Here is a 19,706-nt window from a genome sequence, read left to right on the forward strand (position 1 = left end):
AGCATGCCATGGCAACTAATCAAGAAACGGCCGTCATTAAGGCGCGCATGGACCGCATTCCCGCGGCGTTGTCGCCCGAGCTGGTCGAGCGTATCGCCGCCGACCGCGCCTCGGGTGTCGTTAATCCTTATCGATGCTGCGACGACCAGGTCATTCGTCGTATAGATCGCGCTGCCGACAAAGGCACGCTTATGCGTCCGGCGTTTATGCGCGATACCGAAAAGATTCTTCATCTTCCTGCGTACACGCGTTATGCAGGCAAAACGCAGGTCTTTAGCTTTCGCAGCAACGACGACCTGTCGCGGCGCGGCCTTCATGTGCAGCTCGTCTCGCGCATTGCCCGCGATATCGGCCGTGCCCTGGGCCTCAACTGCGATTTGATCGAGGCGATTGGCCTGGGCCACGATTTGGGCCACACGCCCTTTGGCCATGCCGGCGAGCGTTTCCTCAACGATATCTATCACGAGCGTACGGGTCGTTATTTTTTCCATAACGTGCAGTCCGTCCGCGTGCTCGACGCGTTGTACGGCCGCAACGTGTCGCTCCAGACGCTCGACGGCGTGCTGTGCCATAACGGCGAGTACGAGCAGCGTGTCTTTGAACTCTCGGACATGGCGTCGTTTGACCAGTTCGACCGTACCGTCGAGGACTGCATTGCCAAGGGCTATGGCGCGATCGAGCACCTGCGCCCCATGACCCTCGAGGGCTGTGTGGTGCGTATCTCGGATATCCTCGCCTACGTCGGTCGTGATCGTCAGGACGCCATTGCGGCGGGCCTGCTGTCGCCCGACGCTTTTGACGATGGTCGGGGCGGCGCCTATAACAGCTGGATTCTCACGCACGCTTCCATCGATATCGTTGAGCATAGCTATGGTAAACCGCGTATCGAGATGAGCGAGGACCTGTTTGAGGAGATCCGCCGGGCGAAGCGCGAGAACTACGAGAAGATCTATAGCAAGGGCGGTATCGAAGGCGATTCTGAGGCAGAGTTGCGTGAGGCCTTCGAAAAGCTCTACGACCGTTGCCTGCAGGATCTAAATAAAGGCGACGAGTCCTCTTACATCTTTAAGCATCACGTTTCGCGCATTGAGCAGCAGCTTTCCTACTACGATCGCACCTATGCCTGGCAGGACGACAAGGATCAGGCCGTCGTCGATTACATCGCAAGCATGACGGATGGTTATTTCTGCGAGCTGACGAGCAAATTGTTCCCAGGTCTAAAGTTTCCGCACCGCACCTATATTAACGAACGGTAGTTCGTATCCTTTCGGTATACTGTTGGTCAACAACGATTTTGATTAATGCACGGGATGGCTATGGACGACCTTTTTTCTGCTTCGACGCGCGAGCGCTCCTTTAAAAATGCGCCGCTTGCGGTGCGTATGCGCCCCAATTCGCTCGACGAGTATGTGGGCCAGCAAAAGGCCGTCGGTAAGGGCTCGTGGCTGCGCGCCGCGATTGAGCATGACGTGCTGTCGAGCGTGATTCTGTACGGCCCGGCTGGCACGGGCAAGACGACGCTGGCCCACATTATCGCCAACCATACCAAGAGCGAGTTTGTCGAGGTCAGCGCCGTGACGGGCACTGTGAAGGACCTGCGCCGCGTAATCGATGAGGCTAAGACCCGTCTGAACACCTACGACCGCCGCACCATTCTGTTTATCGATGAGATCCATCGCTTTTCGAAGTCGCAGCAAGATGCCCTGCTGCATGCGGTCGAGAACCGCACCGTCATTATGATTGGCGCTACGACGGAAAACCCGTACTTTGAGGTCAACTCGGCATTGCTCTCGCGTGGGCGTGTGGTAGAGCTTGAGCACCTGAAGGACGAGGATATCGCCACGCTCATTGAGCGTGCGCTCGAGGCGCCGCAGGGTTTAAACGGTAAGTTCTCGGCCGATGAGGATACGGTTAAGACCATCTGCACGCTGGCCGCGGGCGATGCTCGCTCAGCGCTCACGACGCTCGAGCTTGCGAGCGAGATTGCCGTTACGCGTCCCGATACCGAGGGGACGCCAGCGCCGGCGGCGGGGGAGCGCTATCCCATCACTGTTGACGATGTGAAGATCGCCAATCCACGTCGTGGGTTTTCGTATGACAAAAACGGTGACATGCACTACGACATTATCAGTGCGTTTATTAAATCTATGCGCGGCAGCGACCCCGATGCCACGATCTATTGGCTCGCGCGCATGATCGATGCAGGGGAGGATCCCAAGTTTATCGCTCGCCGCATCATGATTCAGGCTTCCGAGGATGTTGGCAACGCCGACCCGCAGGCGCTTTTGGTGGCGCATGCCGCATTTAAATCTGCCGAGGTCATTGGCTATCCCGAGTGTCGCATCAACCTGGCTCAGGCTGCGCTCTATGTGTGTCTGGCGCCTAAGTCCAACGCGTGCGAGGCCTCGATCGATGCGGCGCTGGCCGATATCCACAGCAGTGGTCTTCGCGAGGTGCCCAGCTACCTGCGCGATCGTCACCGTCCCGGCAGCGACGAGTATGGTGTATACAAGTACCCGCACGATTATCCCGAAGGCTGGGTCGATCAGCGCTATTTGCCCGAGGGGTTGGAGCGCGGCGCGTTCTGGCAGCCTGCCGGCCGCGGTTGGGAAGAGTGGCGTGTGGAGCAAAGCGAGCGCGACCGTACCGGCAACGCTCCCAAGTAGGCCATTGGCGCCTCGCACATTCCCTTTGGGTATCTTTGCCCTTCTTTGGGGTACCATGAAAAACGTCTGTATTTCGATTCCTTCGGGAGGCTTGTATGAGTCCCATTCAAATTGCCCTGCTGGTGCTCGCCGTTGCCGGCGTGTGGGCTGTTGTCGAGCTCGCGCTCACGCTGCGCAAGACCCGCACCGTCGTCGACTCGCTCGACAAGACGGTGAGCGACCTCAATAATACGCTCGCCGAGGCACAGCCCGTGGTGGCAAAGCTCGATGGCGCCGTTGACGAGCTTACGCCGGCACTTGCCCAGATGGAGCCGCTCCTCAAGTCGAGCAAGACTGCCGTTGACGCCCTGACGTCTAACCTCGTTGAGGTTGAGGCGGTCGTTCGCGACATTTCCGAGGTTACGGGCAGCATGGCCGAGGCCAGTAATGCCGTGTCGAGCGTGACTGATTCTGCGGCCGGCGCCGTGCAGAAGCTCTTCAATAAGGTGAAGGCTCCTGCAGCCGACGCCGATCGCAAGCTCGCCGCTGCCGCCGCCGAGGCCGAGCAGCCTACTGAGCGCGTTCTGATTGGCGATGACGATGCCGCTGCTGACGACGAAGATGTTCAGAAGCCCGCAGCCAAGCCTGCTCAGTATTACACCTATACGCCTGCCAAGACTTCCGAGGAGTCCTGCGATGAGTAGTGAAGCAACCTGCCCCATCACGCTGAGCGTTGCCGGTGATCCTCGTCTCGCGCGCTTGGTGCGCATGACGGCCGCCAACGTCGGCGCCCTGTGCTCTATGTCCGTCGATCGCATCGAGGATATCCGCATGGCTGCCGAGGAAGCCTTCATCTTTGGGTGCACCGCGGTCGACTGCGACGACATCACGATCAATTTCGATGTGGACGAATCTCACGTCGGCATGACCTTTACCTTTGGGGAACAGGCCACCGTCGACGAGGATGACCAGGCTACTGTGTATGCCGAGCTCATTCTTGCAAGCGTGTGCGATTCCTACGAAAAGACTGCGGCGCCCCTAACGCTTTCCCTCGACCTCAAGGCGGATATCTAATATGACCGAACGTTCCCGGAGCGGCAAGACCGCTTGGGACAAGGAGAAAACCCGCGAGCTGTTTCGTCGTTATAAGGAGACCGGTGATCCGGATGCCCGCGAGCAGCTCGTCATGTCCCATATGAACCTGGTAAGGTTTCTTGCCAACAAATTTAAGAATCGCGGCGAGCCGCTCGACGACCTGATGCAGGTTGGCTATTTGGGCCTGCTCAAGGCAATCGACCGCTTTGACCCTGAGCGCGGACTCGAGTTCACCACGTTTGCCACGCCCACCATCTTGGGCGAGATCAAGCGTCACTTCCGTGACAAGGGCTGGAGCGTGCGCGTGCCTCGTCGCCTGCAGGAGCTTTCTGCCAAGGTTAACCAGGCTACCGACAAGCTTACCAACGAGTTGCAGCGCTCGCCCAAGGTCGAAGAAATCGCTGAGTACCTGGACGTGACCGTCGACGAGGTCCTGGAGGCTATGGAATCGTCTTCGGCCTATACCTCGGTGCCCATTGAGGCTCCTGGTGCGTCCGATTCCGACGATGCGCCCTCGATTCTCGACCGCTACGCCGACGACGACAACGAGCTCGACTTTACCGATGACCGCCTGGTAATCGAGGAAGCCATCCGCGATTTCTCGCCGCGCGAGCGCGAGGTTATCGAGCTGCGTTTTGTGAAGGGCATGACCCAGATCGAGATTGCCAAGAAGCTTGGCATCTCGCAGGTGCAGGTCTCGCGCCTGCTGCGCCGTACCCTTAAGAAGATTCAAGATAAGATTGACCCCGACGGAGTGATGATTCGTTCATGAGTGAGCACCCCCAACAAATCGACCGCACGCTTCGCGATACCCGCATTCTGACGCTGCGCATTTGGGGCGTCGTCGGCTGCATTGTCATCGCTGCCGTCATCTTTAACCTTATGGGCATCCTGGCACCGGTCATCGAGTTTCTCGCTGTCGGTTCCATCATCGCTTTTGTGATGTCTCCGATCACCAACTGGCTCGAGCATCACGGCGTCGGACGTGGCCTCGGTTCGCTCATCGCACTCATTGTGGTTGTTGCCGTGCTCGTCGGCGTCGTCTGCATCCTATCGCCTATTTTGCTCGGTCAAATCATGGAAGTCCTGAGCCGCCTGCCCGAGCAGCTTCGTGTTGCGGGTGGCGATCTCAACGAGATGCTCTCGCACGCTAAGACGCTCAACAACACGCCGCTCAAGGAGTATCTGGACGACAATCTTTCTTCGTTGGTTACCGTAGCGTCCAAGTACGTCTCGCAAATCGCTGCTGAGCTCGGCCGCGGTGTGTTTCCGCTCATTACCAACACGGCCTCGCAGCTGTTCGTCATCTTCCTGGGTCTGGTGCTTGCCTACTGGCTTGCCTGCGATTATCCTCGCATGCACCACGAGGTCTGCACCATCATCGGGCAGGAAAAGGAGACCTCGTACCGCTTTATGGTGGCCATCCTTTCGCGTTCGGTCGGCGGCTACATGCGTGGCATGGTCATCACATCGATCTGTGGCGGTTTTCTTGCCTTTATTGGTTTTACGATCATCGGCCATCCGTATGCAGCACTCATGGCTATCTTTACCGGCATTATGCACCTGGTTCCGGTTGTCGGTCCCTGGGTGAGTGCGGCGATCGCCACGGTGCTCGGCTTTATGTTCAGCCCCATGCTGGCGTTGTGGACGCTTGTCGTGACCATGGTGGCTCAAAACGTCACCGATAATGTCATTTCGCCTAAGGTCATGCAGAGCTCGGTGCAGGTGCATCCCGTTATGAGCCTGACGGCTCTCGTTATCGGTTCGGCACTCATGGGTCCCATCGGCATGGTTATCGCCATTCCGCTGTGCGCGGCCCTCAAGGGCATTTTCGTCTACTACTTTGAGAACGAGACCGGCCGCCAGCTTGTGGCCTATGACGGCGCCGTGTTTAAGGGCACGCCGTACCGCGATGCCGATGGCAACCCGGTCGCCGCCTACGACGCGCTCGGCGACGACACCTTCATCTACGAGTCCGAGCTCATCGGCAACGAGACCGCGCCCGAGGCCAAGGCTATGCCCAAGCCCGAGCTCGATAATCCCTGGATCAAGCTCTCGGGTCTTCAGCCCGATGCCACGGGTTTCTTCAAGAATCCCTTCGCCAAGGATGACGATTCCAACTCTGATGACGATACCAAAACCGGCATCGACGGGTCCATGGACGATTCGGATTCTAAATAGGCCCCATTAACGTTTCTTGAAGTTGTAAATGACAAGAAACGCGAGCAAAGCGATTGATAAGGGACCGGCAACATAGAAAAAGAGAATGTCAATTGCGCGTAAAGTGTAATAAGCCTTATCGCCGGACATTACTGCATACAACACGTAGCCAAATGCTGGTTGGTTTGCGTACCAGCAGGAGAAAGCCAATAGCGTTAAAAGTGCCGCTAACAGAAGTGCATTGAGGAAAAATCGTTTGCTTTTCATCGATCGCTCCTTCCGGGTGACTCTTATATGTAATTCTACAGCAGTCCTTTTTCAAAGGATCGCACAGTACTAAATAACGTGCACTTTCGCTGGAGGGTCGCTGTTTGGCGGCCCTCTTTTTTGCACAGGCGCGGTGGGATGGTAATATCTTTACGTTTGAACTGTTTCGATGTGAAACCGAGGAGATTCCCTCTATGAGTGCTGACTACCCGTCAATGACTACGGCCGAGATTCGCTCTAAGTTCCTCAACTTCTTTGAGGAGCGCGGTCTTAAGCTCTATCCTTCTTCGTCCCTCGTCCCCGACGATCCTTCGCTGTTGCTTGCCAACGCCGGCATGAATCAGTTTAAGGAGTACTACCAGGGCAAGAAGACCATGAAGGAGATCGGCGCGATCTCCTGCCAGAAGTGCGTCCGCACCAACGACATCGATTGCATCGGCGAGGACGGCCGTCACCTGTCCTTCTTTGAGATGCTCGGCGACTTCTCCTTTGGCGGCGTCTCCAAGCAGCAGGCCTGCGCTTGGGCCTTTGAGCTCATCACCAAGGAGTTCAAGCTGCCGCTCGATCGCCTGTACTTCACCGTCTTTACCGAGGACGACGAGACCCATGACGTATGGCGCTCCCTGGGCGTTGCCGAGGATCACATCTCCCGCTTGGGCGAGGACGACAACTTCTGGGCCGCTGGCCCCACCGGTCCCTGCGGTCCGTGCTCTGAGATCTACTTTGACATGGGCGAGGAGGTCGGTTGCGGCAGCCCCGACTGCAAGCCTGGCTGCGACTGCGATCGCTTCCTTGAGTTCTGGAACCTCGTGTTTACCCAGTACGACCGCCAGGAGGACGGCTCCATGCCGGAGCTGCCGCACCGCAACCTCGATACGGGTATGGGTCTGGAGCGCATGGCCGCTATCATGCAGCACAAGACCGCTAACTACGACGGCGATCTGATGCAGCACCTCATCAAGCTCGGTGAGAAGATCAGCGGCAAGACCTATGACGCCGACGATTACTCCGGCGCCAGCCGCTCCCTGCGCATCATCGCCGACCACTCCCGTGCCGTCGACTTTATGATCTCTGACGGCATCCTGCCCGGTAACGAGGGTCGCGAGTACGTCCTTCGCCGCCTGCTCCGCCGTGCCGTGTTCCACGGTCGTCTGCTGGGCATCGAGGGCGCCTTCCTGACCAAGTTCATCGACGAGGTCAACGCTCAGATGGGCGAGGCCTATCCCGAGTTGCTCAAGAACGTCGCGCTCGTTAAGGGCATCGTCGCCTCCGAGGAGGAGCGTTTCTCCACGACGCTCGACAACGGCCGCTTCTACCTGGATGAGGCTCTGGCCGCGCTTGCCGAGGGTGCTGTCCTTCCGGGCGACGTCGCCTTTAAGCTGCATGACACCTTTGGTTTCCCCATTGACCTGACCGTCGAGATTGCCGGCGTCGCTGGCCACGACGTCGACATGGACGGCTTTACCGCCTGCATGGAGGACCAGAAGGCCCGCGCTCGCGCCAATGCCAAGGGCGACGCCTGGGGCAGCTTCAACGACGTGTGGGTCGAGCTTTCGGACAAGGTCGCTGCGACCGAGTTCGACGGCTATGACAACGATGTGATCGAGGATGCCAAAGTTGTCGCTATCGTTCGCAACGGTGAGTCCGTCGAGTCCGCCGCTGCGGGCGAGGATGTCGAGGTTGTTCTCGACTGCACCCCGTTCTACGCCGAGATGGGCGGCCAGCAGGGTGACGCCGGCGAGCTTTCCGCCGAGGGCGTTGCGCTGACCGTTTCCGATACCAAGAACCACAACGGCCTGTATGCTCACGTCGCCCACGTCACCGAGGGTACGCTGACCGTCGGTACTACCGTGACCGCCGCGCTCGACGCCGAGCGCCGTGGTTTCCTGCGCCGCAACCACACCGCCACCCACCTGCTCGACGCTGCGCTTAAGCAGGTCCTGGGCGAGCATGTCTCCCAGGCTGGCTCGCTGGTGACGCCCGAGCACCTGCGCTTTGACTTCACGCACTTCGAGGCCCTGTCCTCCGAGCAGCTCAAGGCTGTCGAGGACCTGGTCAACCAGCAGATCTTCGCCTCCAAGCCGGTCGTGACCCGCGTCATGGGCATCGACGAGGCCAAGGCCGCCGGTGCTGTCGCCCTGTTTGGCGAGAAGTATGGCGACGTCGTCCGCGTTGTCTCCGTGGGCGCCGAGGACCAGCCGTTCTCCCGTGAGCTCTGCGGTGGCACCCATGCCGCCAACACCGCCGAGATCGGCCTGTTCAAGATCATTTCCGAGTCCTCTACGGGCTCCAACGTCCGCCGTATTGAGGCCGTGACATCTAAGGGTGCTCTCGACTACATGGCCGACCGTCTGGCGCTCGTCGACGCCGCCGCTGCTGCGCTCAAGTGCCGCGTGGATGAGGTTCCCGCCCGCGTGGAGAACCTGCAGGCCGAGCTGCGCGAGACTTCCAACAAGCTCAAGAAGGCGCTGACCGGTGGCTCCTCCGACGCTATCTCCAGCGCCATCGAGGGCGCCGTCGAGCTCGACGGCTACAAGCTCGTCGTCGCTGAGCTCCAGGGCCTTGAGGCTGCCGACCTGCGCAACGTCTGGGATACCGTGCACCAGAAGGTCGCCGGTCCTGTCGCCTGCGTCGTCGCCAGCGTGACCGAGAAGGGCACCCCGGCCCTGCTCGCCGCCGGCTCCGATGACGCCGTCAAGGCCGGTTTCCACGCCGGTAACGTGATCAAGCAGATCGCGGGCCTGGTCGACGGTCGCGGTGGCGGCCGTCCCAACATGGCCCAGGCCGGTGGCAAGAACGCCGCCGGCATCGCCGATGCCCTCGCGGCCGCTAAGACCGCGCTCGGCGCCTAAGAATCTAGGTAGTCGCTGTGGTCGCGCTTGCGCTGGACATAGGGGAGACCAGGATCGGCATCGCCGTCTCGAGCCGTGATGGCAAGATGGCGATGCCTGTCAAGGTGCTCCCGGCTGCAGAGGTCACCGGTATGGCCAAGACGTTCCGCTACCTGGTTGAGGACTATGAGCCCGATATCCTGGTAAGTGGGCGTCCCCTGACCATGGCCGGTGAGCCCGGTCCCCAGGCCGAGCGCGTTGCCGCTGTTGCGCAAAAGATTGCCGACGAGCTCGATCTTCCGTTGGAGTTTGAGGACGAGCGCCTGTCCTCGCAAGAGGCAAAGCGTATCCTGCGCGAGCAGGGCCTCAACGAAAAGCAGATGAGGGGCAAGATTGACATGATTGCCGCCAGCCTGTTTTTGCAGACGTGGCTTGATCGTAAAAACGAGGAGGTTTCGCATGCCTAGCGCTTCCGATCCGCGCCAGCCGAATTGTACACGTCAGTCGGCGTCGCGCCCTGCCCAGCCTGGCCAGCGTCCGGCACAGCCGACCCAGCGCGCAGCTCAGTCTGCCGCGCGCCCGGTGCAGTCCTCCTCTCGTTCGGCCCAACCTGTTCAACGGACGGGTCAGCAGCCTTCTGCTCGTTCGGTTCAGTATCCGGCTTCTCACGCGGCTCAGCAGCCCACTGCTCGTTCGGCTCAGCCTGCAGGCGGTGCTCGCTTTAAGCAACAGGCACCTACCCAGCGAACGCAGGCCCCCCAATCGCATTCGCATCACGCTCGCGGGTCGCATGGCGTTGCTCCGGCGACTCGCTCGAGCTACAACACGCATGCTCGTCGCGGTGCTCAAAAGAAGAGTTCTCCGGTTCCTATGATCATCGGCGTTGTGGTGGCCGTAATCGCGCTTGCTACTATCGCTTTCTTTGTCGTACCTGCCGTTAAGGGCTTCTTTGCCGGTGAGGATGCGAAAGTCGCTGCTGGCCAGCAAGTTACGGTGACCATTCCCGACGGTGCTTCGGGCGATACGATCGCCTCGATTCTCTCCGAGAACCATATCGTCGAAAATCCCAAGGATTACTACGCGGCGGTGAAAAAGCTTAACGCCGATATGTCGCTTAAGCCTGGCACCTACTCGTTCACCACACTCATGGATGCGACCAAGGTTGTTCAGCAGCTCATGGAAGGCCCCAACGCGGGCTCCAATGCGCTGACTATCCCTGAGGGTCTGACAGTCGATCAAGTCGCCGATCGCGTGGCCCAGGCCTACGACAGCATCTCTAAGGAAGACTTCCTCAACCAGGCCAAGGCCTCCAACTACGTGGACGACTATAGCTTCCTTAAGGGCGCCGCCAACGACTCGCTCGAGGGTTTCTTGTTCCCCAAGACCTATTCGTTGGGTGATTCGCCGACGGCCGATGACGTGATTCGCGCCATGCTCGATCAGTTTAAGACCGAGTACAAGTCGCTTGACTTTGCGAGCTGCGAAGCCAAGATCAAGGAGCGCTACGGTGTGGAGATGTCCGACTACGACATCGTCAACTTGGCCTCTATCGTTGAGCGCGAGGGCCTCAACGCCGATCAACGTGCACACGTGGCCTCGGTCTTCTACAACCGCCTTGCCGGCAAGCTCGACGGTCTGCGCTATCTCAACAGCGATGCGACCATGATGTATGTCACCGGTGGCGAGGTTACCGCCGACGACCTGCAGAGCGATAGCCCGTATAACACCTATAAGCACGAGGGCCTGCCACCCACGCCCATCTGCTCTCCGTCGCTCGAGGCACTCAAGGCCACGCTTGAGCCAACCGACTCCGATGACCTGTATTTCTACATTACGCAGGACGAGGAGTACTTCTCGCAAACCTACGAAGAGCATCAACTGTCTTGGAATTAGCATGAGGATTTTTAGCCCCAAACGATACGTTGCCTCGGTCGATCGCATCGACCTTGATACCCTGTGGGCCGACGGCAAACGCGCCATTCTGCTCGATCGCGATAACACTCTGGTTCCGCGCGACACCGAGCAGGTTCCCGCCGCGGTTTCCGCTTGGCTCGATACCGCCCGCGCCAAAGGCTTTAAGCTGTGCATGGTGTCCAACAACTGGCATCGCGATCAGGTCATGAGCTCTGCACGCGAGCTGGGACTCGAGGCCATCAGCCACGCCATGAAGCCCGCCCCGTTTGCCTTGAAGGCGGGTCTTAAGCGCCTTGGCGCCACGGCAGACGAGGCGGTGCTGATCGGCGATCAGCTGTACACGGACGTGTGGAGCGGTAACTTTGCCGGCGTTGACACTATTCTGGTCAAGCCGCAGGCAACCCAGGACCTGTGGTACACGCAGATCTTCCGTATCTTTGAGCGCCGGGCCCTGCGCGACCTTCCCTGCGAGGAATAGGTTTCGCCATGTCTCAGCACATCAAACACGGCTGCGACCATATCTTCTTTATCGGCTTTTTGGGCGCGGGCAAATCGACGCTCGCGCGCAACGTCGGCACTATGTTCAAGCGGCGTTTTATCGATACCGATCGTTTGGTTGTGCGTCGATGTGGCAAGTCGGTGACCGAGATATTTGAGACCGAGGGCGAGGATCGTTTTCGCGAGCTTGAGACCTCGGCACTCCGTTCGCTTCAAAGCGAGCGCAGCCTGCTGGTGTCGTGCGGGGGTGGCATCGTCGAGACGCCGGTGAACATTGAGCTGATGCATGAGATGGGTATATGCGTGTACCTCGAAGGCGACTTTGAGGACTCGTTGCGCCAGATTCGCCGCTCCGATACCCGGCCCGATTTCCGCTCGCCCGAGCACGCTGCGCGCCTGTTTGAGCATCGCCGTCCGCTGTATCGCCAGGCCGCCGATATTACCCTTGATATTCGCAACAAGTCCTTCGAGGACGTTTCCTACCTTTGTGCCGAGATGCTTTTGGAGCGTGGACTGCTATGATTCGCCGTCAACTTATCAATTTCCAAAACCGCAGTGTCGATGTCCGCGTTGGATTGGGCGCGTTCGAGGAGCTGTCGCGCATGTTTGCCTCGGCTGTGGGCAAGCCTAAGCGCGCGATGGTGGTTTGGAACGACGCTACATCCGAGCGTTTTGGCGAGGTCGTCGAGCATGCGCTGGTCGACGCCGGTTTTGCCGTGTCGCTGCTCGTCCTCGAGGTTTCTCCTGCCGGTGCTACGCTGGCCGATGCCGATACCGTCTTTGGCGCCCTGTCGGCTAACGGCATTACCTGCGACGATCTCGTTGTCGCTGTCGGTGACACGGCGACCTGCTCGGTCGTTTGTTGGTGTGCCAATCAGTGGTGCGGTCGCACCGAGTGCGCCTTGCTGCCGACGACGTTCGACGCCATGCTCACGGTTGCGACGACCATGAAGCCGCTTGTCGCCTCGTCCGCGCATGCGCTTCCCGCTATCGCGTTCTGTCCCGAGCCGGGCTTGGTCGTGTGTGACCTCGACCTTGTTCGCGAGGCGGCCCCCGAGGACCTCAAGCTCGGCTATGCGGTACTTGTTGGCACCATGCTTTCGAGTAGTAAGTCCCGCTGGAATCAGTTTACCGAGACCGTTCCCGAGATTCTCGCGGGCGAGGAGGTCGCGCTCGTCAATGCCGTTCAGTGGTCTCAGACTGCCCGCAAGGACGTGCTGATGGCTACGAACCCGAGCGCCCGCCATGCGCTCGATTTTGGCAAGACGGGGGAGCGTACCCTGCGCGCCTGCTTGGGCGATGCCGCTTCGCAGGTGCCTGCCTACCAGCTGTTGTCCGAGGGCATGCGCTTTGAGGCGCGCCTAGCACACGATGCCTGCGACTTCGATATCGATTACGTCTTTGAGGTCGATGACTGCCTGGAGGACTTTGGTATCGAGGAGCTCGCCTTCGATCTGGAGCCTGCCGCATATATCGAGGAGTTCCGCAGGCAGCAGTTTGTCCGCTCGAACCGTAGTATGTTGCCGCTGCCCGTGGCACTCGGCGCCATTCGTCTAACGAGCGTTGAGGACGAGGTCCTCGACCGCCATGCTCACGCCTACTTGGCTTCTCGCAAAGAACTTCTCTAGGATTTATTGACATACATCGTCTTTCGTATCATGTTGAGGGGCGGGTTTCCAATCGGTTGCGAATCGCGCGCGATTCCGTACGCTGATTGAGCCCGTCCCGTCTTTATGAAGACAACAAGAAAGGAATCTGCATGTCAGAGTTTGCTGCCGGTCCTGCCGGTCGTATTGAGCGTGTCCGTGCCCTGATGGCTGAGCGCGGCTACGACGCTATCGTGGTGCGCGACGAGGCCAACCTTCGTTGGCTTACGGGCGTGAAGGGCGTCTTCGATTACACCTTCGAGTTCCCGCACGCTGCGTTTATTACAGCCGACCAGTGCCTGTTCCATACCGACTCGCGCTATCTCAACAGTTTTGAGGAGAACACGCCCGCCGGCAGCCCCTGGGTTTACGACATGGACGAGGGCGCCATCCCCGGTTGGGTCGCCGGCAAGATCGCGGCCAACAAGTGCCGCGTCTGCGCTGTCGAGGACGACATGCAGATCAATTTCTACCAGGGTATTCAGCGTGGCCTGGAGGACCGCTCCGTTGCCTGCATGCTGCCGCTGATGCATGACGACATCCGTAAGATGCGCGCCATCAAGGACGCCGAGGAGATCGAGCTCATGCGCCACGCGCAGTCGATCACCGACGCCGCCTTCCAGCACATGCTCGGCTATATTAAGCCCGGTATGACCGAGAAGCAGGTCCGCAACGAGCTCGAGAACTTTATGTTCGCTAACGGTGCCGACAGCCTGGCCTTTGGCTCCATCGTCGCGAGCGGTCCCAACACCGCCAATCCGCATGCCGTCCCGAGCGACCGTGTGATCGAGAAGGGCGACTTCGTTCTCATGGATTATGGCGCGGGCTACTGCGACTATCGCTCCGATATGACGCGTACCGTCGTGATGGGCGAGCCCACGCAAGAACAGCTCGACCTGTACGCGCTCGTGCGCCGTACGCACGAGGAGTGCGTCGCCGCCATCCATCCGGGCGTCGAGGGCAATGACATTTTCAAGCTTTCCAAGAAGATCATTGGCGATGCCGGCTATGGCGATTACTACAACCATGGTCTGGGCCACGGCGTGGGCATTGACATCCATGAGCTGCCCAACTTCAACCGCAGCAAGAATATCATCGAGGTCGGCTCGGTTATCACCATGGAGCCCGGCGTCTACCTGCCCGGCGTGGGCGGCGTGCGTCTGGAGGACTACGGCGTGGTCACCGAGAACGGCTACGAGCCCTTCACCAAGACGCCGCATGACCTTCACGTCATCGATTGCTAGCTCATTTCGATAGATTTTTGGGGCGGGACGTCCGGATCGATTCGGACGCCCCGCGTTCTCTTTTTATGCGCTCGCTGCAGGCGCCGTCTGCAAGTGTATAATTTCGGTCGTATGTAATTTGGACGCTTGTGCGTTCTGCCCATAACAAGAAAGGTCACTATGCCTACCATTTCTACCGCCGACTTCAAGAACGGCCTCGGTCTTCGCATTAAGGACAAGGTCTACACCATCGTCGAGTTCCAGCATGTCAAGCCGGGCAAGGGCGGCGCGTTTGTGCGCTACAAGACCCGCGACATCAAGAGCGGCCGCGTCGTCGAGAACACCTGCAACGCCGGCACCAAGTTCGAGAGCGTCATGCTCACCACCCGTGAGTTCCAGTACCTCTACAACGATGGCACCGACTACATCTTCATGGACAACGAGTCCTATGAGCAGGTTCCCGTTCCCGAGGACATGGTGGGCGAGAACTCCAAGTGGCTGCGCGAGAACGACATCTGCCAGCTGCTCTTCGCTGACGATGAGCTCATGGGCGTGACTCCGCCGATGTTCATCGAGACCACCATCGTCCAGACCGACCCGGGCTTTAAGGGCGACACCGTCCAGGGTTCCACCAAGCCGGCCACGATTGACACCGGCGCTGTCATCCAGGTCCCCATGTACCTCAACGAGGGCGAGGTCATCAAGGTTGACACCCGCGACGGCAAGTTCGTCTCCCGCGTCTAGCAACCAACTCTTCTAGGAGGACTCATGCCCCAGGAAATCAAGATTGACGGCATCGGCATTTCACCCGATGTTCTGACCGCCATCGTCTCGCGCGCCGTGTCGGATGTCGAGGGCATCGCCTCCGTTGGCGTCAAGGACCTTGCCACCAACCTTGTCTCCATGATGCTCTCGTCCAAGGCCCCGGCTTCCGAGCCGGCGGTCGAGGCCGAGGTCGTCGGCGACAAGCTCGCACTCACCGTGCGTGTCGTGGTGTTCTTTGGCTATCCGTTCAAGAAACTCGCCGAGGCCGTTCGCGCTGCCGTGGTCGCTGCCATCGATGCCCAGGTGGGCGTTGAGGTCGAGCGCGTTGACGTTTGCATCGACGGCCTCGTTTTCCCCAAGGAGTAACCTTTGAGCCTTAAGGTTTATCGCGGGCGTACGCTTGCCCGCAGTCAGGCGCTGCAGCTGCTGTTTCAGGCCGAGGCCACGGACAGCCCGCTCGAGCGCGTCCTCGAGGGCGATTTCCTGATCTCGAAGGGCCCCCTCGACCCCTATGCGCTGGAGCTGTGCCGCGGTGCCTACGAGCATATCGATCGCATCGACTGTGCCTTGCGCGCCGTCGCCAAGAACTGGGATCTTATGCGCATGCCCGGCGCCGACCGCAATCTGCTGCGTATCGCCGTCTACGAGATGCGCTTCCCTACCGACGAAGAGGTCTCGGACGCCATCGTGATCAACGAGGCCGTTGAGCTTGCCAAGGCCTATGGGACCGACCAGTCCGCGTCGTTCGTCAACGGCGTGCTGGGCAAGATCGCTCGCAGCGAGGAGCTGCCGGGTGAGGACCTGTACCAGGAGCTGCTGGCCGAGGATCGCGCTCGCGAGGAGGCCCAGGCTGCCGAGGCTGCCGCTAAAGTTGCGGTTGCTCAGGCTGAGGCTGGTGTGCTGGCCGAGGACGCGGACGCCTCCGAGGTTGTCGTCGACTCCGTCGAGGAGTAGTCATGCCAGAGGGTTCTGTCCGCAACTTTGACGAGATCTCGGACCGTCTAGACCAGATTATCGCTACCGTTCGCTCCAAGGATACCTCCTTGGAGCGTTCGCTCGATCTGTTTGACGAGGCGATTGAGCTGGGCTCCCGCGCGGTCGATATGGTCGACAAGTTTGAGCTGACGCCGCGTGAGGCCGATAAGCTCGAACAGGAATACGATGAGGATGCGGCAAACGAATCCCGCGATAGCTAGCCGCATCTCCGGATACGAATGGTTGATGGCATTCATGAAACGCGTGCGTCTTGATGACGAACTGATTTCACAGGGCATCTGCGCCGATCGCGCGGATGCCCTTCGCACTCTTATGGCCGGCTTGGTCTCGAGTGGCGGCGAGCGCTTGACTTCGCCGGGCCTTAAGGTGACCCCGGGCCTGCCGCTGCACGTGAAGGGGCGCATTCCCTATGTTGGCCGCGGCGGTCTTAAGCTCGAAGGCGCGCTTGATGCGTTTGGCATCAATCCGACGGGCCTTGCCTGTCTGGATGTGGGCTGCTCTACCGGCGGCTTTACTGATTGCCTGCTCAAGCGCGGAGCTGCGACCGTTGTCTCGGTGGACGTGGGTCGCGCCCAGTTCGATTGGTCGTTGCGTCAGGACGATCGCGTGACGCTGCATGAGCGCACCAACGTGACGCAGCTGCCTGAGCTTGGCTATGCGAGTGCCATCGACCTGGCTGTATGTGATGTCTCGTTTACCGGCATCGCGAACATTATCGATGCGGTGCTGTTGTGCCTGACGTCTACGGGCGCATTCTGCACGCTCGTAAAGCCGCAGTTTGAGGCTCCGGCGGCGCTGGTGGGTGAGGGCGGCATTGTGACCGATCCTGCCGTGCGCCGCGATACACTCGTGGCGGCGGTTGAACTCTTTGCTGCCAAGGGTCTGTTCCCGGTCGATGTGTGCGTGTCACCCATTCATGGTGCCAAGGGCAACGTTGAGTTTTTCCTGTACGGCACGAGGTTTGCTCCTGGTGAACGCACCGACGATGAGCTGCAATCCCAGGTATCGGCTTTGAGCGAGAAAGCGGCAACGCTATGAAGGTCTTTCTGGTTCCCAATTACTACAAGCAAGAGGCGGTCGAGAGCGGCCTGATACTCGAGCTTTGGCTTTCACGCCAGGGCTACGAGGTGGCATGGGCTGCCGATCAGCGCTCCAAGATCCAGAGCGCGCCCGATGTTGACGATGCCGACCTGGTCATTACGCTCGGCGGCGACGGCACGCTGCTGCGTGCGGCCCGTATCCTCAACTACCGCGAGATTCCTATCCTTGGTCTTTCCTATGGTCATCTGGGCTTTTTAACTGCTGCGAGTCCCGAGGAGCGCGACATTCTGCAGGTCGTGAGCGACGCCCTGTCCGGCGAGCTGCACGTGAGCCGTCGCGCCACGATCGCCGCGGATATCGTGTCCGTGCGCGACGAGGGCACGAAGGATGTCGTGCGCACGTTCGCTCTCAACGACATGGCGCTTACGCGCGGCCCCCTGTCCGATATGGTCGAGTTCGACATCACGGTGTCGGGCCACCATATCGATCGACTGCGTGGCGACGGCGTGGTCGTGTCCACGGCGACTGGTTCTACGGGGTACGCGCTGAGTGCCGGTGGCCCCATCGTGAGCCCCGATTACACGGGCATGGTCTGCGTACCCATTGCGCCGCACACCATTCAGGCTCGTGCCTTTTTGACTTCGCCGAGTGATGTCGTCGAAATCTTTATGTCTGACGACCGCCCGAGCGTTCCGGCGATCGCTATCGATGGACAGTTTATTACTTGCGATGGCACCGTCGAGAGTGTGGCGGTGCGCCGCGGGCCCGGAGATGTGCTGCTGCTCGATTACGGCCCCGAGAGCTTTTATAACTCGGTGAGCCGCGTATTCTACGGAGTCCGTCATGATCGATGAGCTGCAGGTTTCTAACATTGCACTCATTCGCGAGGCGACGTTGGTTCCGAGTTCGGGCCTAACGGTTTTGACTGGCGAGACTGGCGCCGGCAAGACCGCGCTGCTCTCGGCCCTCAAGCTTATTTTGGGTGAGCGCGCGGATTCGTCGACGGTGCGCGAGGGCGAGGCGCTGGCGAGTGTCGAGGCGCGCTTGTTCGACGGCCCGCACGACACGGAAGGCTTCACGGTCCAGCGCAGCCTTTCCGCTGAGGGCCGCAGCCGCGTGAAGATTGACGGCCGTATCGCCAGTGTGCGCGAGCTTTCGGAGCGCGTCGGCGTGATGATGGATCTGTGTGGCCAGCACGAGCACCAGCGCTTGCTCGATCCGGCGCATCATGTTGCCATGGTCGATGCCTGGGCAGGGCGCCCGGCACTCGAGACGCTGGATGCGTACCGCGCCTGCTTTAAGGCATCGCGCGCGGCTGCCAAGGAAGTCCGTCGCGTCGAAGAGGCCTCGCGTGCGCAGGGGAGCCGCGTCGAGGAGGCGCGCTTTGCCCTCGAGCGCATCGGCGAGGTCGATCCCAAGCCGGGCGAGTATGAGGAACTCGAGGAACTGCTGCCGCGCTCCGAACATGCCGAGGTACTCGTTGCCACAGCTAACGATGTCCATGCATCGCTTGCCGCTGAAGGGGGAGCGCTCGATGTCGTGAACAACGCCGTGGCAGAGCTTTCCCGTATGGCTACCGTCGATCGCAAACTGGGTGACATTGCCGATACGCTTTCGGATGCCTGTATCTCCCTTGAGGATTGCGCGAACGAGCTTCGTGCCTATCGTGATGGCATCGCCTTCGACCCGCGTGAGCTCGCTCGCATGCGTGAGCGGTATTCCGACCTCAAGGGCCTGTTGCGTCAGTGGGGTCCAACCATGGACGATGTGTTTGCCATGCGCGATCGCTCGCAAGAGCTGCTGTCCCTGGTCGATGATGGCGATGAACAGATCAAAAAGGCGCGTGAGGCGCTCGGGATCGCCGAGCGCGAGTTGTTTGCCGCCGCCAAGGCACTTAAGCGTGCGCGCAATACGGCAGCCCCGCGTTTTTGTCACGAGGTGGGTCGTCAGATGGCACGCCTGGAGATGGGTAGTGCCGAGCTCGTCTGGGAGTCACGTGATCTTCCCCGTGCTGAGTGGACGCCCGTTGGTCCTTCGAGCTACGAGCTGCTATACCGCAGCGGTGCCGGTTTGACGCCGCGCCCCCTGCGCCGAATTGCGTCGGGCGGCGAGCTCAGCCGCGTCATGCTGGCAAGCAAGGTTGTCCTCGGTAACGCGGACGGTGTCGATACGCTCGTGTTTGACGAGGTCGATGCTGGTGTCGGTGGCTCCACGGCGCGTGCGCTTGCGGGCGTGCTGGCAGATCTCGCCGCTACGCATCAGGTGATTGTCGTAACCCACTTGGCACAGGTCGCCGTCATGGCCGACAAGCATTATGTTGTCAGCAAGGAATCGGGCGATGTTCCCCAGACGCATTTGGACGAGGTAACCGGTGATGCGCGTACCGCCGAGATCGCCCGCATGCTCAGCGGCGATCAGTCCGAGGCAAGCTTGGCCCACGCCAAGCAGATGCTGGAAGAAGCTCGAGGCTAGGCCGTATCAGCGGTGTTGGTGGGACAAAAATATCAGTAGTTCTTGTCCCATGTGTGAAAGCCGCATCGTGCTTGTTACCGCGGGCGACCCTGGGACAAAACTACTGATATTTTTGTCCCACCACGTGCTTGCGTGGCCCATGTGTCACAAAAC

The 19,706-nt window shown here is 60.0% G+C and carries 21 protein-coding genes; 20 read left to right on the forward strand and 1 reads right to left on the reverse strand.

The window, feature by feature from the left end; translation table 11 throughout:
• Positions 1-8 precede the first annotated feature (8 nt).
• The 6 genes from DWY03_RS01740 to DWY03_RS01765 all read left to right on the forward strand — a co-directional run bounded on the left by DWY03_RS01740 (position 9) and on the right by DWY03_RS01765 (position 5,921).
• Entirely contained in the window at positions 9-1,256 is a 1,248-nt protein-coding gene (locus tag DWY03_RS01740) for a deoxyguanosinetriphosphate triphosphohydrolase family protein (RefSeq protein ID WP_117820260.1), read from the forward strand.
• A gap of 60 nt (positions 1,257-1,316) precedes the next feature.
• Positions 1,317-2,666: a replication-associated recombination protein A gene (locus tag DWY03_RS01745; protein ID WP_197032814.1), complete on the forward strand. Its 1,350-nt coding sequence runs from the start codon at positions 1,317-1,319 to the stop codon at positions 2,664-2,666.
• A gap of 95 nt (positions 2,667-2,761) precedes the next feature.
• Positions 2,762-3,349 (forward strand): hypothetical protein, encoded by a 588-nt coding sequence (locus DWY03_RS01750; protein ID WP_117820258.1) that lies wholly within the window; start codon positions 2,762-2,764, stop codon positions 3,347-3,349.
• Positions 3,342-3,719 carry an ATP-binding protein gene (locus DWY03_RS01755; protein WP_089571730.1) on the forward strand — a complete coding sequence of 126 codons (378 nt, stop codon included), beginning with the start codon at positions 3,342-3,344 and terminating at the stop codon, positions 3,717-3,719. Before DWY03_RS01750 ends, DWY03_RS01755 begins: the two co-directional genes overlap by 8 nt.
• A gap of 1 nt (position 3,720) precedes the next feature.
• Positions 3,721-4,512, forward strand: coding sequence for an RNA polymerase sigma factor SigF (locus DWY03_RS01760; protein WP_022094589.1), 792 nt, complete (start codon positions 3,721-3,723; stop codon positions 4,510-4,512).
• Positions 4,509-5,921 (forward strand): AI-2E family transporter, encoded by a 1,413-nt coding sequence (locus DWY03_RS01765; protein ID WP_117820257.1) that lies wholly within the window; start codon positions 4,509-4,511, stop codon positions 5,919-5,921. The genes DWY03_RS01760 and DWY03_RS01765 overlap by 4 nt, the downstream gene beginning before the upstream one ends.
• Before the next feature lie 6 nt (positions 5,922-5,927).
• Here DWY03_RS01765 and DWY03_RS01770 read toward each other — a convergent pair whose 3' ends face one another.
• Positions 5,928-6,167, reverse strand: a complete 240-nt coding sequence (locus tag DWY03_RS01770; protein WP_117736302.1) for a hypothetical protein — start codon at positions 6,165-6,167, stop codon at positions 5,928-5,930.
• A 194-nt stretch (positions 6,168-6,361) separates the two neighbouring features.
• Here DWY03_RS01770 and alaS point away from each other — a divergent pair, with 194 nt between their 5' ends.
• The 14 genes from alaS to DWY03_RS01840 all read left to right on the forward strand — a co-directional run bounded on the left by alaS (position 6,362) and on the right by DWY03_RS01840 (position 19,553).
• Positions 6,362-9,019 carry an alanine--tRNA ligase gene (gene alaS, locus DWY03_RS01775; RefSeq protein WP_117820256.1) on the forward strand — a complete coding sequence of 886 codons (2,658 nt, stop codon included), beginning with the start codon at positions 6,362-6,364 and terminating at the stop codon, positions 9,017-9,019.
• Between the two features lie 17 nt (positions 9,020-9,036).
• Positions 9,037-9,465, forward strand: a complete 429-nt coding sequence (ruvX, locus tag DWY03_RS01780; protein ID WP_035138185.1) for a Holliday junction resolvase RuvX — start codon at positions 9,037-9,039, stop codon at positions 9,463-9,465.
• Positions 9,458-10,891: an endolytic transglycosylase MltG gene (gene mltG / locus DWY03_RS01785; protein WP_231500808.1), complete on the forward strand. Its 1,434-nt coding sequence runs from the start codon at positions 9,458-9,460 to the stop codon at positions 10,889-10,891. Before ruvX ends, mltG begins: the two co-directional genes overlap by 8 nt.
• Position 10,892: 1 nt before the next feature.
• Entirely contained in the window at positions 10,893-11,390 is a 498-nt protein-coding gene (locus DWY03_RS01790; protein WP_099431674.1) for a YqeG family HAD IIIA-type phosphatase, read from the forward strand.
• Between the two features lie 8 nt (positions 11,391-11,398).
• Positions 11,399-11,932, forward strand: a complete 534-nt coding sequence (locus DWY03_RS01795) for a shikimate kinase (RefSeq protein ID WP_117736305.1) — start codon at positions 11,399-11,401, stop codon at positions 11,930-11,932.
• Positions 11,929-13,038, forward strand: coding sequence for a 3-dehydroquinate synthase (locus DWY03_RS01800; RefSeq protein ID WP_117820255.1), 1,110 nt, complete (start codon positions 11,929-11,931; stop codon positions 13,036-13,038). The genes DWY03_RS01795 and DWY03_RS01800 overlap by 4 nt, the downstream gene beginning before the upstream one ends.
• Positions 13,039-13,169: 131 nt before the next feature.
• Positions 13,170-14,300, forward strand: coding sequence for a Xaa-Pro peptidase family protein (locus tag DWY03_RS01805; protein ID WP_117820254.1), 1,131 nt, complete (start codon positions 13,170-13,172; stop codon positions 14,298-14,300).
• A gap of 159 nt (positions 14,301-14,459) precedes the next feature.
• Entirely contained in the window at positions 14,460-15,023 is a 564-nt protein-coding gene (gene efp / locus DWY03_RS01810; RefSeq protein ID WP_006233983.1) for an elongation factor P, read from the forward strand.
• A 24-nt stretch (positions 15,024-15,047) separates the two neighbouring features.
• Positions 15,048-15,410 (forward strand): Asp23/Gls24 family envelope stress response protein, encoded by a 363-nt coding sequence (locus DWY03_RS01815; protein ID WP_006233982.1) that lies wholly within the window; start codon positions 15,048-15,050, stop codon positions 15,408-15,410.
• Between the two features lie 3 nt (positions 15,411-15,413).
• Positions 15,414-15,998 carry a transcription antitermination factor NusB gene (gene nusB / locus DWY03_RS01820; RefSeq protein ID WP_117820253.1) on the forward strand — a complete coding sequence of 195 codons (585 nt, stop codon included), beginning with the start codon at positions 15,414-15,416 and terminating at the stop codon, positions 15,996-15,998.
• Between the two features lie 2 nt (positions 15,999-16,000).
• The gene (locus tag DWY03_RS01825; RefSeq protein ID WP_117820252.1) at positions 16,001-16,240 is read left to right on the forward strand and encodes an exodeoxyribonuclease VII small subunit; all 240 of its coding nucleotides are present in this window, start codon (positions 16,001-16,003) and stop codon (positions 16,238-16,240) included.
• Positions 16,241-16,274: 34 nt separating this feature from the next.
• The gene (locus DWY03_RS01830; RefSeq protein ID WP_117820396.1) at positions 16,275-17,078 is read left to right on the forward strand and encodes a TlyA family RNA methyltransferase; all 804 of its coding nucleotides are present in this window, start codon (positions 16,275-16,277) and stop codon (positions 17,076-17,078) included.
• A complete protein-coding gene (locus tag DWY03_RS01835) occupies positions 17,075-17,935 on the forward strand; it encodes an NAD(+)/NADH kinase (protein ID WP_117820251.1) in 861 nt (286 codons plus the stop codon). Before DWY03_RS01830 ends, DWY03_RS01835 begins: the two co-directional genes overlap by 4 nt.
• Positions 17,925-19,553 (forward strand): DNA repair protein RecN, encoded by a 1,629-nt coding sequence (locus DWY03_RS01840; RefSeq protein WP_117820250.1) that lies wholly within the window; start codon positions 17,925-17,927, stop codon positions 19,551-19,553. Before DWY03_RS01835 ends, DWY03_RS01840 begins: the two co-directional genes overlap by 11 nt.
• The last annotated feature ends 153 nt before the right edge of the window (positions 19,554-19,706 follow it).

The sequence above is a fragment of the Collinsella sp. AF23-2 genome (assembly GCF_003459245.1).
Taxonomy (GTDB): Bacteria; Actinomycetota; Coriobacteriia; order Coriobacteriales; family Coriobacteriaceae; genus Collinsella.

Coding starts and splice junctions, on each gene's coding strand:
- DWY03_RS01740 (WP_117820260.1), top strand. CDS start 9: ATGGCAACTAATCAAGAAACGGCCGTCATTAAGGCGCGCATGGACCGC.
- DWY03_RS01745 (WP_197032814.1), top strand. CDS start 1,317: ATGGACGACCTTTTTTCTGCTTCGACGCGCGAGCGCTCCTTTAAAAAT.
- DWY03_RS01750 (WP_117820258.1), top strand. CDS start 2,762: ATGAGTCCCATTCAAATTGCCCTGCTGGTGCTCGCCGTTGCCGGCGTG.
- DWY03_RS01755 (WP_089571730.1), top strand. CDS start 3,342: ATGAGTAGTGAAGCAACCTGCCCCATCACGCTGAGCGTTGCCGGTGAT.
- DWY03_RS01760 (WP_022094589.1), top strand. CDS start 3,721: ATGACCGAACGTTCCCGGAGCGGCAAGACCGCTTGGGACAAGGAGAAA.
- DWY03_RS01765 (WP_117820257.1), top strand. CDS start 4,509: ATGAGTGAGCACCCCCAACAAATCGACCGCACGCTTCGCGATACCCGC.
- DWY03_RS01770 (WP_117736302.1), bottom strand. CDS start 6,167: ATGAAAAGCAAACGATTTTTCCTCAATGCACTTCTGTTAGCGGCACTT.
- alaS (WP_117820256.1), top strand. CDS start 6,362: ATGAGTGCTGACTACCCGTCAATGACTACGGCCGAGATTCGCTCTAAG.
- mltG (WP_231500808.1), top strand. CDS start 9,458: ATGCCTAGCGCTTCCGATCCGCGCCAGCCGAATTGTACACGTCAGTCG.
- DWY03_RS01790 (WP_099431674.1), top strand. CDS start 10,893: ATGAGGATTTTTAGCCCCAAACGATACGTTGCCTCGGTCGATCGCATC.
- DWY03_RS01795 (WP_117736305.1), top strand. CDS start 11,399: ATGTCTCAGCACATCAAACACGGCTGCGACCATATCTTCTTTATCGGC.
- DWY03_RS01800 (WP_117820255.1), top strand. CDS start 11,929: ATGATTCGCCGTCAACTTATCAATTTCCAAAACCGCAGTGTCGATGTC.
- DWY03_RS01805 (WP_117820254.1), top strand. CDS start 13,170: ATGTCAGAGTTTGCTGCCGGTCCTGCCGGTCGTATTGAGCGTGTCCGT.
- efp (WP_006233983.1), top strand. CDS start 14,460: ATGCCTACCATTTCTACCGCCGACTTCAAGAACGGCCTCGGTCTTCGC.
- DWY03_RS01815 (WP_006233982.1), top strand. CDS start 15,048: ATGCCCCAGGAAATCAAGATTGACGGCATCGGCATTTCACCCGATGTT.
- DWY03_RS01825 (WP_117820252.1), top strand. CDS start 16,001: ATGCCAGAGGGTTCTGTCCGCAACTTTGACGAGATCTCGGACCGTCTA.
- DWY03_RS01830 (WP_117820396.1), top strand. CDS start 16,275: ATGAAACGCGTGCGTCTTGATGACGAACTGATTTCACAGGGCATCTGC.
- DWY03_RS01835 (WP_117820251.1), top strand. CDS start 17,075: ATGAAGGTCTTTCTGGTTCCCAATTACTACAAGCAAGAGGCGGTCGAG.
- DWY03_RS01840 (WP_117820250.1), top strand. CDS start 17,925: ATGATCGATGAGCTGCAGGTTTCTAACATTGCACTCATTCGCGAGGCG.